Source organism: Agromyces allii (genome assembly GCF_009749385.1).
GTDB lineage: Bacteria > Actinomycetota > Actinomycetes > Actinomycetales > Microbacteriaceae > Agromyces > Agromyces allii.
On record NZ_WBIN01000011.1, the window covers coordinates 127,897 to 143,613 of the forward strand.

The 15,717-nt window shown below is 71.3% G+C and carries 17 protein-coding genes; 9 read left to right on the forward strand and 8 right to left on the reverse strand.

The features are described from left to right. The first annotated feature begins 3 nt into the window (after positions 1–3). From GQR16_RS14405 to GQR16_RS14420, 4 genes are read left to right on the forward strand one after another with little or no spacing between them, the layout of a single operon-like run. A complete protein-coding gene (locus GQR16_RS14405; RefSeq protein WP_157415852.1) occupies positions 4–438 on the forward strand; it encodes a cupin domain-containing protein in 435 nt (144 codons plus the stop codon). Beyond that, positions 435–725 (forward strand): DUF4287 domain-containing protein, encoded by a 291-nt coding sequence (locus tag GQR16_RS14410; protein ID WP_157415853.1) that lies wholly within the window; start codon positions 435–437, stop codon positions 723–725. Before GQR16_RS14405 ends, GQR16_RS14410 begins: the two co-directional genes overlap by 4 nt. A gap of 45 nt (positions 726–770) precedes the next feature. Continuing rightward, positions 771–1,184: a nitroreductase/quinone reductase family protein gene (locus GQR16_RS14415; protein ID WP_157415854.1), complete on the forward strand. Its 414-nt coding sequence runs from the start codon at positions 771–773 to the stop codon at positions 1,182–1,184. Between the two features lie 43 nt (positions 1,185–1,227). Continuing rightward, positions 1,228–1,806, forward strand: coding sequence for a GNAT family N-acetyltransferase (locus tag GQR16_RS14420; RefSeq protein WP_157415855.1), 579 nt, complete (start codon positions 1,228–1,230; stop codon positions 1,804–1,806). Between the two features lie 32 nt (positions 1,807–1,838). Here GQR16_RS14420 and GQR16_RS14425 read toward each other — a convergent pair whose 3' ends face one another. After that, the gene (locus GQR16_RS14425; RefSeq protein WP_157415856.1) at positions 1,839–2,366 is read right to left on the reverse strand and encodes a GNAT family N-acetyltransferase; all 528 of its coding nucleotides are present in this window, start codon (positions 2,364–2,366) and stop codon (positions 1,839–1,841) included. A gap of 61 nt (positions 2,367–2,427) precedes the next feature. On the opposite strand from GQR16_RS14425, the gene GQR16_RS14430 reads away from it, so the two are divergent. After that, positions 2,428–3,390: a hypothetical protein gene (locus tag GQR16_RS14430; RefSeq protein ID WP_157415857.1), complete on the forward strand. Its 963-nt coding sequence runs from the start codon at positions 2,428–2,430 to the stop codon at positions 3,388–3,390. 29 nt (positions 3,391–3,419) lie between these two features. Continuing rightward, entirely contained in the window at positions 3,420–4,184 is a 765-nt protein-coding gene (locus tag GQR16_RS14435; protein ID WP_157415858.1) for an SGNH/GDSL hydrolase family protein, read from the forward strand. Positions 4,185–4,236: 52 nt separating this feature from the next. Here GQR16_RS14435 and GQR16_RS14440 read toward each other — a convergent pair whose 3' ends face one another. Further along, complete coding sequence (locus GQR16_RS14440) at positions 4,237–4,899, reverse strand: VOC family protein (protein WP_157415859.1); 663 nt, start codon at positions 4,897–4,899, stop codon at positions 4,237–4,239. A 174-nt stretch (positions 4,900–5,073) separates the two neighbouring features. Between GQR16_RS14440 and GQR16_RS14445 the strand changes: the two genes are divergently transcribed. The 3 genes from GQR16_RS14445 to ectB all read left to right on the forward strand — a co-directional run bounded on the left by GQR16_RS14445 (position 5,074) and on the right by ectB (position 8,241). Further along, the gene (locus GQR16_RS14445) at positions 5,074–6,381 is read left to right on the forward strand and encodes a SufS family cysteine desulfurase (protein WP_246200860.1); all 1,308 of its coding nucleotides are present in this window, start codon (positions 5,074–5,076) and stop codon (positions 6,379–6,381) included. Continuing rightward, positions 6,378–6,836 (forward strand): Fe-S cluster assembly sulfur transfer protein SufU, encoded by a 459-nt coding sequence (sufU, locus tag GQR16_RS14450; RefSeq protein WP_157415861.1) that lies wholly within the window; start codon positions 6,378–6,380, stop codon positions 6,834–6,836. Before GQR16_RS14445 ends, sufU begins: the two co-directional genes overlap by 4 nt. Before the next feature lie 136 nt (positions 6,837–6,972). After that, positions 6,973–8,241 (forward strand): diaminobutyrate--2-oxoglutarate transaminase, encoded by a 1,269-nt coding sequence (ectB, locus tag GQR16_RS14455; protein WP_157415862.1) that lies wholly within the window; start codon positions 6,973–6,975, stop codon positions 8,239–8,241. Positions 8,242–8,324: 83 nt separating this feature from the next. Here the strand turns inward: ectB and GQR16_RS14460 are convergent, their stop codons facing one another. The 6 genes from GQR16_RS14460 to GQR16_RS14485 form a co-directional block, all read right to left on the reverse strand. Further along, positions 8,325–10,808 (reverse strand): M1 family aminopeptidase, encoded by a 2,484-nt coding sequence (locus GQR16_RS14460; RefSeq protein ID WP_157415863.1) that lies wholly within the window; start codon positions 10,806–10,808, stop codon positions 8,325–8,327. Positions 10,809–11,021: 213 nt separating this feature from the next. Beyond that, the gene (locus GQR16_RS14465; RefSeq protein WP_157415864.1) at positions 11,022–11,507 is read right to left on the reverse strand and encodes a recombinase family protein; all 486 of its coding nucleotides are present in this window, start codon (positions 11,505–11,507) and stop codon (positions 11,022–11,024) included. Positions 11,508–11,580: 73 nt separating this feature from the next. Next, positions 11,581–12,087, reverse strand: coding sequence for a MarR family winged helix-turn-helix transcriptional regulator (locus GQR16_RS14470; RefSeq protein WP_246200861.1), 507 nt, complete (start codon positions 12,085–12,087; stop codon positions 11,581–11,583). 81 nt (positions 12,088–12,168) lie between these two features. Beyond that, on the reverse strand, positions 12,169–13,428 hold the full coding sequence (locus tag GQR16_RS14475; RefSeq protein WP_157415865.1) for a four-carbon acid sugar kinase family protein: 1,260 nt from the start codon (positions 13,426–13,428) through the stop codon (positions 12,169–12,171). Between the two features lie 80 nt (positions 13,429–13,508). Then, positions 13,509–14,831 carry an MFS transporter gene (locus GQR16_RS14480; protein WP_246200862.1) on the reverse strand — a complete coding sequence of 441 codons (1,323 nt, stop codon included), beginning with the start codon at positions 14,829–14,831 and terminating at the stop codon, positions 13,509–13,511. A gap of 78 nt (positions 14,832–14,909) precedes the next feature. Continuing rightward, complete coding sequence (locus GQR16_RS14485) at positions 14,910–15,650, reverse strand: FadR/GntR family transcriptional regulator (protein WP_157415867.1); 741 nt, start codon at positions 15,648–15,650, stop codon at positions 14,910–14,912. Positions 15,651–15,717: the final 67 nt, after the last annotated feature.

Genomic DNA, 15,717 nt, shown 5'->3' on the forward strand with positions numbered 1-15,717 from the left:
CACATGATCACGTCATCCACGCCGGCCGAGATCCTCCTCGCGCCGTCCGAGCACGCCGGAACCTCCGAGATCGTGCACGGCGCCGACCTCGTCATCGGCACCGGCCGCACGCGTCGGTTCGTCGGCATCGAGCACGGCGCCGCGGTCTCGTACTTCCTCGTCGACTACGAGACGGGTCAGGGCACCGGCCTGCACTGGCATCCGTACCCCGAGACCTGGGTCGTGCTCGAGGGCGAGGCGACGCTCACCATCGGCGATCGACAGCTGACCGCGACCGCGGGCGACACCGCGACCGTGCCGACGGGCGCCTGGCACCAGTTCGTCAACGCCGGCGCCGAACGGCTCAAGGTCTTGTGCATCCACGCCTCGGCCGTCATCATCCAGACGTGGGCCGACGAGCCCGCGCCCACCGCATCCGCCGAGAGGATCGACGCATGACCTTCCAGGCCTACCTCGACAACATCGAGACCAAGACCGGCATCACCCCGCGCCAGTTCATCGAGCTCGCGCACGAGCAGGGCTTCGACGAGACCACGAAGTCCGCCCCGATCGTCGCCTGGCTGAAGGCCGACTACGGCCTCGGGCAGGGGCACGCGATGGCGCTCGTGCACGTCATCACCAAGGGCCCGCAGATCAGCGACAAGCACGTCGGCACCGGCACCGCGCACAGCGACCCGAGCAACCTGCTCTGGCTCGACGGCGCCGCGACGAACCCGAACCGGTAGCGCCCGCCCTCCGCTCGGCGATCGCCCGAGGGGCATGATGGACGCATGACCGAGATCGACGACGGCGTCGTGGCGGCGTTCCGGGCGGGCGAGACGCCGCCCGGCATGCATCGGGAACGGCTGCTGCTGCTCACCACGACCGGCCGCACCTCCGGCGAGCGGCGCACGACGCCGATGATGCGGCTGGCGCTGCCCGACGCAGACCACGTCGTGGCCTCGGCGAACGCCGCGCCGACGCATCCGCAGTGGCTCCTGAACCTCGTCGAAGACCCCGACGTGCACGTCGAGGTGCTCGATGGCGAGTACGACGCCGTGGCCGTGGTGCTGCGCGGCGCCGAGCGCGCGTCCGCATGGAACTCGATCCTGCAGATCGCACCCTTCTTCGCCGCCCACCAGTCCGACGTCGACCGAACCATCCCGGTGGTGCGGCTCGAGCGCCGACCCGCGATCGGCGGCTGACGGGCGGAACCCGGATGTCGGCGGCCGGTGGCATCGTGGGCGCATGGGGATCGAGATGCGACCGGCGTCCGTGTTCGACGACGTGGCCACGATGGTGGGGCCCAAACGGCCCGACGCCAACGTGTGCTTCTGCCTGAGCTACCGGGTGGGCTCCAAGGAGAACCTCGCGCTCGTGGGCCCGGCCCGCGGCGAGCGCGTGCGCGAGCTCTGCGCCGAAGACCCGCCGCCCGGAGTGCTCGCCTACGACGGCGACGAGGTCGTCGGGTGGGCCGCCGTGCATCCACGTGCCGACACGAGCTTCGCCCGCAACCGCAAGATCCCGCACGTCGACGAGCTCGACGTGTGGTCGGTGTGGTGCATCCGCGTGCGTCCCGGGCATCGCGGCAAGGGCATCTCGCACGAGCTGCTCGCGGGCGCGGTCGAGTTCGCGCGAGAGCGCGGAGCCCCGGCGATCGAGGGCTACCCGGTCGACAACCAGGGCGAGAAGGTCGACCTGACGATGGCCTACGTCGGCACGCGCACGCTGTTCCAGAAGGCCGGTTTTCGCAAGGCCGCCGACACGACGTCGGTCATCAACGGGTTCCCCCGGGTGCTCATGCGGCTCGACCTGACCGCGGGCTGACGCCCCAGCCGCCCCGGACGCCCGGCCGCCGGTCAGCCCTGCTCGACCCGCGGAACCCGGTACTTGAATCCCACGTGCGACGCGGCGAAGCCGAGCCGTTCGTAGAAGCGATGCGCGTCGACGCGCGCTGCGTCGGAGGTCAGCTGCACGAGGCTCGAGCCGAGCGTCGGCGCCGCGACCTCCGTCACCCAGCGCATCATCGCTCCCCCGATGCCGGCCGAACGCAGGTCGCTGCGCACCCGCACGGCCTCGACGAGCAGTCGCGTGCTGCCGCGCCTCGCCATGCCCGGGATGCGGGTCAGCTGCATCGTGGCGACGAGCCGGCCGTCGCCGTCGCCCACCACGAGCAGGTCGTTGCCCGTGTCGCCGAGGATCTCCTCGAGCGCCGCCCGGTACGCGGGCTCGTCGTCGGCCGAGGCAACGTCGCCGCGCGACGCGCTGATGGTGTCGTCGGAGAGGAGCTCCATGAGCGCCGCCAGGTCGGCGACGCCCGCGCGCCGCAGCACGACGGGCCCGAGACGCGAGTCGAGGGCGGTGGGCAGGTCGAGCGAGGCGAGCATGCGCACCAGTCTGCCGTCGCAACCCCTTGGCAGCGGCATCCGGGACCGACAGCATTGACCCATGGATGTCACCGACTGGCTGCTCGAGTCCGACCCCTCCGTGCGCTGGCAGGTGATGCGCGACCTGACCGGCGAGCCCGACGACGTCGTCGCGACCGAGCGTTCCCGCGTCGCGGTCGAGGGCGACGGTGCACGACTGCTCGACCTGCAGACCGCCGACGGCTACTGGGGCGGCGAGGCCTACGGGCAGAACGGCGACCGCCGCAGCGTCATGTGGACCCTCCAGGCGCTGCGCTTCTTCGGCGTCGATCCGGATGCCGCGGCCACGCGCACCGCCATCGGGCGGGTTCGTGACGGCGTGCGGTTCGACGATTTCGCGCCGGAGGTACCGGCGTTCTTCGACGGCGAGGTCGAGGCGTGCGTGAACGGCGGCGTGCTCGCCGCGTCCTCCTACTTCGGCGTGCTCGGCGAGGGCGCCGACCGCATGATCGGCCTCCTGCTCGACGGGCAGCTCGACGACGGCGGCTGGAACTGCGAACCGCCCGAGGAGTCGGACCGCTCCTCGTTCGACTCGACGCTGTGCGTGCTCGAGGGGCTGCTCGCCTACCAGGTCGCCGTCGGTGACGCGACCGATGCCGCGGTCGTCGACGCCCGGCTGCGCGGCGAGGAGTATCTGCTCGAACGCAACCTGTACCGGCGCAAGTCGACCGGCGGCATCGTGCGCGAGCGGTACGAGAACTTCATCTTCCCGCCGTACTGGGTGTACGACGTGCTGCGCTCGCTCGACCACTTCAGGGCCGCCGGCCTGGCCGACGGCACGCCGCCCGACCCTCGTCTGGGGCCGGCCGTCGACCTGCTGCTCGAGCATCGGGGCGCCGACGGCCGCTGGGCCGCGGGCGACCCGTGGAACGGCGCCGTGTTCTTCGCGATCGACGCCAAGGCCGGCGACCCGAGCCCGTGGAACACGCTGCGCGCGTTGCGCGTGCTCGAGTGGGCGCGCCCGTCGGGCGGGCCGGTCGAGTAGCGCGGCGTATCGAGACCCCCCTCAGTTCCGTGTCCCGACGCTCCCTTCGCACGCTCATCAGCGGGGCCCTGCTCGCCCTCGCCGCCGGCGGCGTCGCGCTCTGGTGGCGCTGGCTCGCGCGACGCCAGCACCACTGGCGCGCCGCGCTGGCCGAGTCGATCCCGGTGAACTCCGCGTACTGGCGCGAGCAGCGCGCCGGCCCCGGCGAGCTGCTCTACGTCGCGATCGGCGACTCGGCCGCCCAGGGCATCGGGGCGAGCAGGCCGGGCCACAGCTACGTCGGGTTCATCGCGCAGGCGCTGGCCGCGGCATCCGCCCACCCTGTCCGAACCGTGAACCTCGGCATCTCCGGCGCCACGCTGCGCATCGCCCTCGACGACGAACTGCCGGTGCTCTCGCGCCTCGCGCCCGACGTGCTGACCGTCTGCATCGGCGCGAACGACATCGCGGACTTCGACGCCGCCCGGTTCGATCGCGAGATCCGCGAGCTGTTCGCCGCGCTGCCCGACCACGCGATCGTCGCCGACCTGCCGAGCTACTACTTCCCGCCCGCGCAGGCGAAGGTGCGCACGGCGAACCGGCTGCTGCGGGCGGCCGCCGCCGAGCGCGGGCTCACGGTCGTGCCGCTCTTCGCCCGCACGAACCGCCAGGGCATGTGGGGCGTCACGACCCAGTTCGCGGGCGACCTGTTCCACCCCAACGACCGCGGGTACCGCATCTGGGCCGACGCGTTCCGACCGGCGGTCGAGGCGCGCCTGGCGCAGGTGGCTCCGGCGCGATCGCCGGTCGAGTAGCGCAGCGTATCGAGACCAGCGGCGGGCGGGTCTCGATACGGCGCCGGGGCGCCTACTCGACCGGCGAGACGGGCGCGACGGACGTGGCGTCCGCCGCCGGCTCCCAGGCGAAGCCGTCGAGGTCGGAGAACGCCGCGGCGCCGCCGCCGATGGCGAGGCGGTGCGAGCCGTCGCCGTCGAGCGGAACGCCCGCCGCCTTTGCGAGCGCCTTGCGGGCGTTCAGGCCGAACTGCACGGGGCTCCCGGGTAGCTCGAACTCGACATAGGCGCCGAAGCTCTTGCCCGCGCGCAGGCCGCGTTCGGTGTAGAAGCGCTTGGCCGCACCGACGTCGGCGGGGCCGAGCAGCAGCACGATCGAGTCGATCTCGCGCTCGGCGGGCGTCGTGTCCTTCTTCGACGAGGTCGCGATGGTCCAGACCGAGCCGTCAGGGGCCCGGAACGTGCCGCCGACGCCCCACAGCGACTTGGAGACCGGCTTCACGGCCGTGGCCCCGGCGGCGATCGCCGAGTCGTAGAGCGCGTGGACGTTCGCGGGCTGCGAGGCGAGGAGCGAGATCGTGAACCCGCGGAATCCGCTCGTCGGCGCCTCCGAGCGCCGCACGCGGATCCGGTCGCCGAGGTCGAACGCGGCGGCGTAGAACGCCCGCGCGCGCTCGGTGTCGTCGGTCTCGACGACGAGATGGTCGATGGTGGTGGTCGTTGCTTCCGTGTTCATGCGCCCACACTACGAACGTGCCGCACCGCCCCGCTTCTCGAATCCTGATCGATGCCGCACGGCCGATCTGGCCTGATCAGGGCGCCCGCCCAGCTGAGTGCGGGAGAATCGAAGGGTGCCCCGCGCGCGTCGCGCGCCGTCGAGATCGACTTCCGGATCGGCACAGGAGAAACCGTGACCCTCGATTCCAAGCAGTCCGCACCGGCCCCGAGCCGCGGGCTCGACGTCGCCGCGATCCGCCGCGACTTCCCGTACCTCGCGCAGGAGCTCAACGGCTTCCCGCTCGCGTACCTCGACTCGGGCGCGACCGCCCAGCGACCCGTGGCGGTGCTCGACGCCGAACGCGCGTTCCTCGAGCACGCGAACGCGGCCGTGCACCGCGGCGCCTCGACCCTGGTGGGCACGTCGACGACGGCCTTCGAAGACGCCCGTGCGACCGTCGCCCGCTTCGTGGGCGCCGGCGAGCGCGAGATCGTCTGGGCCGAGAACGCGACCGACGCGATCAACATCGTCGCGCTCGGCATGGCGGATGCCGCGGCGGGCCTCGGCGGCCCCGAGGCCGACGTGTTCCGGCTCGCCGCGGGCGACGAGATCGTCGTGACCGAGGCCGAGCACCACGCCGACCTCATCCCGTGGCAGCGCCTCGCCGCGAAGACGGGCGCGACGCTGCGGTTCGTGCCCGTGAACGACGACGGAACGTGGGGCATCGACGACGCGGCATCCGTCATCGGCCCGAACACGAAGCTCGTGGCCTTCGCGCACGTCTCGAACGTGACCGGCCACATCGCGCCGGTGACCGACGTGGTCGAGCTCGCCCACCGGCACGGCGCGCTCGTGCTGCTCGACGCCTGCCAGTCGGTGCCGCACCGCCCGACCGACTTCGCCGCACTCGGCGTCGACTTCGCCGCGTTCTCGGCGCACAAGATGCTCGGCCCGAACGGCATCGGCGTGCTCTACGGGCGCGAGCACCTGCTCGACGCGCTGCCGCCGGCCCGCACGGGCGGCTCGACGATCACGACCGTGACCATGGAGTCCGCGCAGTTCCTGCCGTCGCCGCAGCGCTTCGAGGCGGGCACGCAGCCGGTGTCGCAGGCCGTCGGCCTCGCCGAGGCCGTGCGCTACCTCGAGCGCCTCGACATGCAGCGCGTGCACGAGCACGAGGTCGAGCTCGCCGAACTGCTCGTCGACGAGGTGTCGCGCATTCCCGGCATCCGCCTGGTCGGCAGCGGGGCCGGCGTCGAGCGCGGCGCACTCGCGAGCGTCGACGTGCCGGGCGTGCACGCCCACGACGTGGGCCAGTTCCTCGACTCGCGGGGCATCGCCGTGCGCGTCGGGCACCACTGCGCGCAGCCGCTGCACCGCCGCCTCGGCCTTCGCGCCACGACCCGCGCGAGCGCCTACGTCTACACGACCGCCGACGAGGTGCGTCGCTTCACCGCCGCCCTCGCCGAGGTCCGCCCCTTCTTCGGAGTCACCGCATGAGCGACCTGTCCGGGCTCTACCAGGAGCTGATCCTCGACCACTCGAAGCGTCGCGTCGGCGACGGCGCCCTCGAGGCGCCGCACGCGTCGCATCACGAGCTGAACCCCACCTGCGGCGACGAGATCACGCTCGGCATCCGCCTCGATGCATCCGGCACGAAGGTCGAGGCCCTCGGGTGGGAGGGCGACGGATGCAGCATCTCGATGGCGTCGGCTTCGGCCCTCACCGAGCTCGTGGTCGGCACCGACACGGCGCACGTGCGCGAGCTCATCGACGGGTTCCGCGCCATGCTGCGTTCGCAGGGTGCCGGCGAGCCCGACGAAGACCTGCTCGGCGATGCGATCGCGTTCCACGGGGTCTCGAAGTACGTCATGCGCGTCAAGTGCGCGATGCTCTCGTGGGTCGCGCTCGAGGCCTGCCTCATCGAGGCCGAGGCGCGCGCGACGCAGGTGTAGCGCCGCCCGCTCGTCGGTCCGAGCGCGTTCGCGAACGGCGGCCCCGTGCCTGCCGGATGCCTCGGCGTCGACGCCCAGCCAAGAGGCTTAGGCTCGTAGCACCGCCGACGCCGAACAGAAAGAGGTCCTGCCTGCCATGAGCGATGCACTCGAAGTCTTCGACCGCCGTGAATCCGAAGTGCGCGGCTACGTGCGCGCGTTCCCGGTCGTGTTCGATCGGGCCGTCGGCTCGACCCTGGTGGGCGAAGACGGCCGCGAGTACCTCGACTTCTTCGCGGGCGCCGGCGTGCTCAACTACGGGCACAACAACCCCCTCTTCACGCGTGCGCTCGTCGAGTACCTCGAGCGCGACGGCATCATCCACGGCCTCGACATGGCCACCTCGGCAAAGAAGGCGTTCATCGAGGCGTTCGAGCGCCTCGTGCTCGAACCGCGCGGGCTCGACCACAAGCTTCAGTTCACCGGCCCGACCGGGGCGAACGCCGTCGAGGCGGCCCTCAAGGTCGCACGTCAGGCCACCGGCCGCACCAACGTCATCGCGTTCACGAACGCGTTCCACGGCCTGAGCATCGGGGCGCTCGCCGCCACGGGCAACAGCCACTACCGGGGCGCCGCGGGCATCACGCTCGACAACATCACGCGCCTCCCGTACGACGGCTACCTCGGGGCGGATGTCGACACGCTCGACCTGCTCGAGAAGATGCTCGACGACCCGGGCTCGGGCGTCGACCTGCCCTCCGCCGTCATCGTCGAGGCCGTGCAGGGCGAGGGCGGCATCAACGTCGCGAGCGCCGCGTGGCTGCAGCGCCTGCGGGCGATCACCGCCGAGCGCGGCATCCTGCTGATCCTCGACGAGATCCAGGCCGGCGTCGGCCGCACCGGCGCGTTCTTCGCGTTCGAGGAGTCGGGCATCGTGCCCGACATCGTGACGGTCTCGAAGTCGATCTCGGGCTCGGGCCTGCCCATGTCGCTCGTGCTGCTGCGCCCCGAGGTCGACGTCTGGAAGCCCGGCGCCCACACCGGCACCTTCCGCGGCAACAACCTCGCGTTCGTCTCGGCCCGTGCGGCGCTCGAGAACTACTGGGCCGACACCGCGCTCGTCGACGGCGTCGCCGCGAAGTCGGCGCTGCTGCGCGGCGAGCTCGAGCAGATCGCCGCCGAGAACCCCGAGCTCGGGTTCGTGGTCCGCGGCCGCGGACTCATGTACGGCCTCGCGTGCGACGCCGACCGCGGCCTGGCGGCCCGCATCTCGAAGCAGGCCTTCACGCGCGGCCTCGTGATCGAGACCTCCGGCGCCCACGACGAGGTGCTGAAGTTCCTGCCGGCCCTCACGATCTCCGAAGACGAACTCCTGAAGGGCCTCGCGATCGTCCGCGAGAGCCTCGCGGCGGCACTGGCCGAGTAGCCTTTCGCAACGGAACCGTGCGAACGCGATGAGGCCCCTCCGAACGGAGGGGCCTCACTGCTGCACTGACGGGTGACGTCGCGCTAATTCAGCGTGAACAGCACCGTCTGGGCGTTGCCCGCGACGTCGTAGACGAGCATCGTGTTCTGGCCCTTCACCGCGCCGAAGACGCCCGGCTTGAGGAAGTTCACGTCGGACCACTGGTTGTCGGTCAGGTTCTTGACCACGCCGTTGATCACCACCCGGTCGATCTTGCCGGCGTCGAAGAGCTTGTAGCTCACGAGGTCGTACGAGCTACCGGTCTGCACCGTGAACGACGCGCCGTCCTTCACGGTGACCGTCGGCTTGGTCGCGTCGATGGTGAACGCGAACGTCGAGGTCGCCGAGATGTTGCCGACGAGGTCCTGCGAGTTGTACTTCACCGTGTAGTCGCCGTCGGGCAGCACCACGGTGGCCGTGTGGGTTCCGCTCTTCGCCCCGCCCGCGACCGCGGTCTGCGTGCTCTTGACGAGTGTCGTTCCGCGGTACACGTTGGCGACGATGCGCTTCAGCCCGGCGTTGTCGGTCGCGTCGACCCGCACGGCAAGCGCCGAGAACGGACCCGACGTCGTCGGAGTGACGAGCGTCGCGGTCGGGCGTTCGGTGTCGCGGGCGACGTCGAGGGTCACGGCGCAGCTCGCACAGGTGCCGCCGAGCGTCGCGACCGACGCGGTCGCCGTGAGGGGCCCTCCGGCTGCGGCACCCGAGATCGTCGCCGCGAACGAGACTGTCGCCGCCGGCGCACCGACGGCCGTGGCCGGCACCGCCCAGACGAGCGTCGAGCCGTCGAGCGTGACGCCGGCCGGCAGCGAGGCCGGGTCGATCGTCGCCTGGCCGAGCACCCCCGCGAGGTCGACCTTCACGACCGAGGTCGCGAGCGGCACGCGACCGGTGTTCGTCGCGCTCAGCGTGTACGAGACCACGTCGCCGGCACGCACGACGCCCGTGGAGGGATCGCTCGTGAGGGCGGCGGTGAGCTTCTCGGGCCAGGCCGGCTTGCCGGGCTCGAGGATCCAGTCGGTGTAGAACGCCGTGAGGTCGCGACCCGAGATCTCCTCGGCCAGCGCCTTCAGGTCGGCTCCGGTGCGGCTCGTTCCCGCATAGCGGGTCTGCCACTCCTCGATCAGCTCGAAGAACGCGTCGTCGCCGATCGCCACCCGCAGTGCGGCCCAGAACTGGGCGCCGCGCGTGTAGGTCTGGTAGCCGTAGAGGTTGGCGGAACTCGTCTGGGCTCCCGGTGCGGTCGACCAGTTCGCGCTGGTCGGCGCCGAGGCGTTCCACGAGTTGTAGTACGTGGTCTCGGTCGGGGTCGCGCCGGCGCCGAAGCCCTCCGCCGTGTTGTAGAACGCGGGGCCCCAGGTCGCCATGCCCTCGCCGATCCAGATGTCGGTCCAGGTCACCGGCGACACGTTGTCGCCGTACCACTGGTGCACGAGCTCGTGGATGAGCGTGTTGCCGCCGACCGAGCCGGCCGACGGGAAGAACGACCGGTCCTGCGTCTCGAGCGCGTAGTTGATGCCGCTCGGAACGGTGTCGACGATCACGCCGGTGCTCTTACCCGGATAGGGCCCGTAGAGCGTCTCGAGGTTGCGGATGATGGTGCCGAGCTGCGCCTCGCGCGTGCGGATCGTGTTCTTGTTCGCCGCGGCGAGCGCGTAGTCCATGAACGACCACGACGGGATCGTGCTGCCGTCGCTGAGCGCGACCTCCGACTGGATCACGTCGTAGCGGCCGATCGAGATGACCGCCAGCTCCGAGGCCATGGGCTTCGTCTGCTCCCAGACCCACGTGGTGCGCGTGCCGTCGGGCGACGCGGTCTTCGACGCGAGCTCGCCGTTGCTCACCGCCGCGGCCTCGGCGGGCGCGGTTCCGGCGACGGTGTTCAGGATCGTCGGGATGTCGATGGTGAAGGTGTACGTCGCCTTGTCGGCCGGCGTGTTGTTGTGGGGGTATCCCGTCATCATGCCGATCGGCTGGCCGAGCAGCGTGGCTCCGTCGGAGGTGCGGTTCCAGCCCTCGGACGAGCCGTCGAGATCGGTGTGCGAGCTGGGGGTGCCGTGGTACGCCACGGCCACCGAGAACTCGCCGCTGACCGGGGTGGTCGGGGTGACGATCAGCTTGTACTTGATCGCACTCGGGTCGACCTCGCGCACCCAGGCGGCCGCAACGCCGTCGACCGTGACGGCGTCGACCTCGAGCCCCTCGAAGTCGAGCGAGAAGCTCTTCAGCGGCTGCGGCGCGGTCGCCGTCATGGTGGTGGTGGCCTGGATCGTGCCGGCGATCGTCGAGCCCGACTGCGTGGCGTTCGGGGTCCACGCGATCGCCACGTCGTAGTCGAGCGCGTCGTACCCGCCGTTGCCGACGTTCGGGAACATCGGATCGGTCGAGGTGCGCGCCCCGTCGATCGGCTCGTCGGCGGATGCCTCCATGGCCGGCGCCGTCGTCAGCAGCGCCGCCGCGAGCAGGCCGGGCAGGGCGAGCGCGACGAGTCGCCTCGGCCTGGTGTCGGGAAGGGGTCGGAACGTCATCAGCTCTCCTTCGTCGCAGAGGCCGCACTTCGGGCCATCCGTGCGCTCACCATATCGGCGACGTATTTCGCTTGGATAGCGGTTGCATTGCGCGGATGCTGCTCAGCGGCGTGGATTGCTGCGAATCAGCGCCGAATCGACGCACCGTTTCAGCGCGCGTCGAGGCACACGACGATGCTCGATCGGAGGGCCCGATCGCCCAGGACGACCCGGCTACTCGGTGACCGCAGCGGCGTCGGCGAGGTGCCGGGCGCCGTGGTTCAGCACCTTCACGACGATGCCGCGCCGGCGGAGCGCCGCGATCGTGCGCACCTCCTCGTCGGCGGTGCGTCCGAGGGCGTGCTGGTTGGAGACGACGAGCACGTCGCCCGCGCGCAGCGTGCCGAAGAAGCGCTCGAGACGCTGCTCCCAGTTCTCGACGCTCTCGGGCGCCGGGTGGCGGAAGTCGAAGATCGCGACGCCGAACGCGGCGAGGTCGTCGCGCTGCTCGGTCACCGACGGCATGTCGGGGCGCGCGACGACGAGGCCGACGAGGCGCGAGCCCTCGGGGCGCGCCTTCCACCATTCGCCGTCGGGCTGGAGCTCGATGAAGCACTCGGGGCAGCCCTCGGCCTCGTGCACGTGGGTGTGGGCGGCCGTGCGGCTCACTCCTGCGGCCTCGGCGCGGCCGTTCGTCGCGGCATCCGTCTGGTCACTCATGCGTGTGCTCCTCCTGCATTCCTCACCCATTGTCCCGGTTCGGCGGCCCGGATGGGAACCGCGCGCCGCGAGGTCAGGCGGGATCGTCGCTGAGCCGGCGCAGGAGCCGCGCGAGCGTCGCCTGCTCGTCGCGCGTGAGGGTCTCGAGCTCGACGGCCTCGCGCGCGACGAGTCCGCGCATGGCCTCGTCGACCCGGGTCGCGCCCTCGGGGGTGAGGCGCACGAGCACGCTGCGCCCGTCGCGGGGATTCGGGCGGCGCTCGACGAGTCCGCGCACGGCGAGGTTGTCGAGCCGGTTCGTCATCGCGGCGCTGCCGATCATGGTGGCGGCGATGAGGTGCGCCGGGCTGAGCTCGTGCGGCTCGTCCTGGCGGCGCAGGGCCGCGAGCACGTCGAACTCCCATGAGGCGAGCCCCGCGTCGCGGAACGCGGCGGCGCGCAGCTTCGAGAGCCGGTTCGCCGCACGGCGCAGCCGCGACATCACGTCGAGCGGCGAGAGGTCGGCGTCGGGCAGACGGCGCGACCAGGCGTCGATCAGCAGGTCGACCTCGTCGTCGCGCTCGCTCGGTCTGGGGTTCACGCTCTCGACAGTAGCGAACGGGAGGGCGGATGCCGCGGCATCCGCCCTGGGGTCAGGGGCGTCCGTGCGGGGCGCGGGTGGTCAGGCGCGCACGGGCGCGCGCAGCGAGAGCGCGTCGAGCACCGTGACGAGGGTGTCGGGGTCGCCGACGTTGCCGGGCACGACGACGTAGAGCACCTCGCGCCCGTCGTGGGCCTCGAGGCTCCACACCGAGACGCCGGGCACGACCTGGCCGAGCACGACCGCGGAGGTCGCGCCGATGCCGGTGCGCGCGACCTCGGCCGAGGTGATGCCGCCCTTCGACACGACCACCGAGACCTCGGGGAGCAGGTCGCGCACCGCCGTCGTCAGGGCGCGCATCACGCGTTCGCCGTGATCGAGGGTGTTGTGCGTCGCCGAGCGTTCGCGCTCGGTCGTGACGATCGCGAGCGGTCGGGTCGCCAGGCGGGCGTGCGCCGCGGCTGAGGCCGTGTGCCCGGCGGCGACGGCGTCGGCGAGTGCCGCGTCCGTGTCGATGACGGACGCCTCGCCCCAGGCGGCGACGACGGGTTCGAGCTGCGCGGTCGCGCCGGCCGTGTGCGAACCGCACACGAGCAGCACGGGGCCGGGCTCGGCCACGAGCGGGGTCTCGAGCAGGCCCCGGCTCGCGACGCCGGCGAGCTCGGCCGCGAGGGGAGCAGCACTCCGCACGACGACGTTCGCGCCGCCGGCGGCGGCCGCCTCGACGGCTCGGGCGATCGCGGAGATGTCGTCGGCCGTGACCGCGTCGGGGGCGATGACGGTACCGGGCGTCGCCCCGGCGAGCACGCCGGCGAGCGCGCCCGCGCGAACCTCGTCGAGGCCCACGGTGCGGGCCGCGCGCGGCGACTTCTCGGCGAGGTAGTCGAGCATGACGCCGGTCGTGAAGCCGAAGACGGGGTCGGCGGCGTACTCGCTCTGGTGGGCGGGCACGTCGACGCCGGCCACGCGCACGTAGTGCACGCCGTCGCGCGTCGTGCGCCCGCCGTCGGGGAACGCGGGCACGAAGAGCATGACCGCGTCGCCGTCGAGGAACACCTCGGTCTCGGCGAACACGTGACCGCGGAGCGTCGAGTCGCCGCGCAGGACGAATCGCACGTCGGCGCCGAGACGTTCGGCCGCGGCCTCGCCGTCGGCCCGGATGCGACGCGTCAGCTCGACCGCCTCGGCCTCGGGCAGCGCGCGGCTGTTCGTCTGCACGTAGACGCTGTCGGCCCGGCCGAGCGCCTCGGTCAGCAGATCGGCGCTGCTCTCGAGCAGCACCGCGACGCCGGTCGCGGCCTGGGTGCCGGTGGGGTCGTCGTCGAGGACGATGGTCTTCATGGCGGTGCTTCCTTCGGTGTGGCGGGTGCGCGGAGAGGAGCGGGTGGGGCGGATGCCGCGGCATCCGCCCCACCGCTCGTTCAGGAGGACCGGGCGATGATCGCGTCGACCTCGGCGCGCTCCTTCTTGCCCCAGGTCTCGCGGGTGAGCAGGGTGCCGATGAAGCCCAGCAGGCCGCAGGCGAGGTAGACCCATGCGACGCCGCCCCAGCCGAGCGGGATCGCGACGGCCGTGGCGATGAGCGGGATGAAGCCCGAGATCGCCGCCGAGAACTGGTAGCCGATCGAGGCGCCCGAGGAGCGCACGTTCGTGCTGAACAGCTCGGAGAACCAGGCGCCCTGGGTGCCGGCGAGAGCGTCGTGGATGATCGACATCGCGATGATGTAGACGAACACGATGAGGTACGGCACGCCCGTGTTGACCATCAGGAACATCGGGAACGCGAACGCCATGAGCGCGATCGTGCCCACGAGGTACACGGGCTTCCGGCCGACGCGGTCGGTGAGGGCTCCGAACAGGATCGTCGTGAACAGGCCGAGGGCCGCGGCGGTGACGAGCCCGGTGAGCGCGGTCGCGCGGTCGGTGATCGGCTCGTCGCCCGTCGTGAGGTACGAGAGCATGTACGTGACGATCACGTAGAAGCCGCCCGACTCGGCCAGACGCAGGGCGATGACGCGCAGGATCGTGCGCCAGTCGTTCTTGAAGACCTCCTTGAGCGGGTTCTTCACCGTGAGGCCGGCGGTCTTCGTCTCGACGAACTCGGGCGACTCCGAGACCTTGGCCCGGATGATGAGGCCCGCGACGATGAGCACCGACGAGAGCAGGAACGGCAGGCGCCACGCGAGCTCGCTGTCGAGGTTCGTCGACCACAGGAACACGAGGTTGGCGAGCAGCAGGCCCAGCGGCACACCGGCCTGGGGGATGGCGGTGTACTTGCCGCGCTTCTTCCACGGCGCGTGCTCGAACGTCATGAGGATGGCGCCGCCCCACTCGGCACCGAACGCGATGCCCTGGATGACGCGGATGAGCACGAGCAGGATGGGCGCGAGCAACCCGACCTGCTCGTAGGTGGGCAGGATGCCGATGAGCACCGTCGAGATGCCCATGAGCAGGAGCGCGCCGACGAGCACGGGCTTGCGGCCGATGCGGTCGCCGAGGTAGCCGCCGATCACGCCGCCGAGGGGGCGCATCGCGAAGCCGATGCCGAACGTGGCGAAGCCGAGCAGGATGCCGACGACGGGGTCCTCGGCGTGGAAGAACACGGTGTTGAAGTACAGCGCCGCAGCGGTGCCGTACGCCAGGAAGTCGTAGTTCTCGATCGTCGTGCCGACGGCACTGCCGATGGCGGTCTTGAGCTTGTCGGGCGAGCCGTCCTTGGCCCGCTGCGCTGGTTCGATGGTCATGGTCGTCATGGTCGGTTCATATCTCCCTTGATACTGAAGCCATTCGGCCTCGTTCCGGCGGGAGCCGAACCGGGTGACCTAGGTTCGGGGTGCCCCGCCGTGAGCGGTGATCTTGTAGAAATCGGTGATGTGGCGCCGTACGTGGTCGGCCGCCGCGCGGCCGTCGCCCGCGACGATCGCGGCGAGGATCTCGCGGTGTTCGGCACGGACGGTCTTGGCCGTCTCGCGCCAGTCGTCGAGTTCGGCGTACACCTGCACCATCTGGCGATGGATCGCGGTGCGCAGCGAGCCCATGAAGTGGGCGGTGAGTGCGTTGCCCGTGGCCTCGGCGATCCTCAGGTGGAAGGCGGCGTCGAGGCGGTTGAACTCCGCGGAGTCGATGCGGGGGTCGTCCATGCGGTCGAGGATCGCCTGGAGCTCCTGGTGGTCGTCATCCGTGGATCGGTAGGCGGCCTCCTCGACGCTCCACACCTCGAGGGTGAGCCGGGTCTCGAGCACGTCGTTCCAGCTGAAGTGCGCGAGGGCGATCTGCAGCTTGAGCAGGTTCACCATGCCGTCGCCGGGGGTGGAGAGGAGCACCGCTCCCCCGTCGGGTCCGCCGCCTCGACGGATCTCCACCACCCCGAGCGCTTCGAGCACTCGGAGCGACTCCCGCAGCGAGGGCCTGGAGACTCCGAGCGAGACCGCGAGCTCGCGTTCGCTCGGCAGGTGATCGCCGGCCTTCAGCCGACCGTCGAGGATGCGTTCCTCGATCTGACCCATCACCTGCTCGTAGGTTCGAATCCGCTGCACGGGCTCCCACGCGTCGTTCGATGCCATGCGTCATCCCCTCCGATTGCCGGAGGCCACGAGCGGTGAAGTCCGGTGACTCCATCGTAGTTTCCAT

Bases quoted from the DNA above. Each gene is read 5' to 3' on its own strand.
- GQR16_RS14410 (WP_157415853.1), top strand. From the start codon at position 435: ATGACCTTCCAGGCCTACCTCGACAACATCGAGACCAAGACCGGCATC.
- GQR16_RS14465 (WP_157415864.1), bottom strand. From the start codon at position 11,507: ATGAGTGACCAGACGGATGCCGCGACGAACGGCCGCGCCGAGGCCGCA.
- GQR16_RS14485 (WP_157415867.1), bottom strand. From the start codon at position 15,650: ATGGCATCGAACGACGCGTGGGAGCCCGTGCAGCGGATTCGAACCTAC.
- sufU (WP_157415861.1), top strand. From the start codon at position 6,378: ATGAGCGACCTGTCCGGGCTCTACCAGGAGCTGATCCTCGACCACTCG.
- GQR16_RS14425 (WP_157415856.1), bottom strand. From the start codon at position 2,366: ATGCTCGCCTCGCTCGACCTGCCCACCGCCCTCGACTCGCGTCTCGGG.
- GQR16_RS14440 (WP_157415859.1), bottom strand. From the start codon at position 4,899: ATGAACACGGAAGCAACGACCACCACCATCGACCATCTCGTCGTCGAG.
- GQR16_RS14475 (WP_157415865.1), bottom strand. From the start codon at position 13,428: ATGAAGACCATCGTCCTCGACGACGACCCCACCGGCACCCAGGCCGCG.
- GQR16_RS14420 (WP_157415855.1), top strand. From the start codon at position 1,228: ATGGGGATCGAGATGCGACCGGCGTCCGTGTTCGACGACGTGGCCACG.
- GQR16_RS14430 (WP_157415857.1), top strand. From the start codon at position 2,428: ATGGATGTCACCGACTGGCTGCTCGAGTCCGACCCCTCCGTGCGCTGG.
- GQR16_RS14460 (WP_157415863.1), bottom strand. From the start codon at position 10,808: ATGACGTTCCGACCCCTTCCCGACACCAGGCCGAGGCGACTCGTCGCG.
- GQR16_RS14415 (WP_157415854.1), top strand. From the start codon at position 771: ATGACCGAGATCGACGACGGCGTCGTGGCGGCGTTCCGGGCGGGCGAG.
- GQR16_RS14405 (WP_157415852.1), top strand. From the start codon at position 4: ATGATCACGTCATCCACGCCGGCCGAGATCCTCCTCGCGCCGTCCGAG.
- ectB (WP_157415862.1), top strand. From the start codon at position 6,973: ATGAGCGATGCACTCGAAGTCTTCGACCGCCGTGAATCCGAAGTGCGC.
- GQR16_RS14480 (WP_246200862.1), bottom strand. From the start codon at position 14,831: ATGACCATCGAACCAGCGCAGCGGGCCAAGGACGGCTCGCCCGACAAG.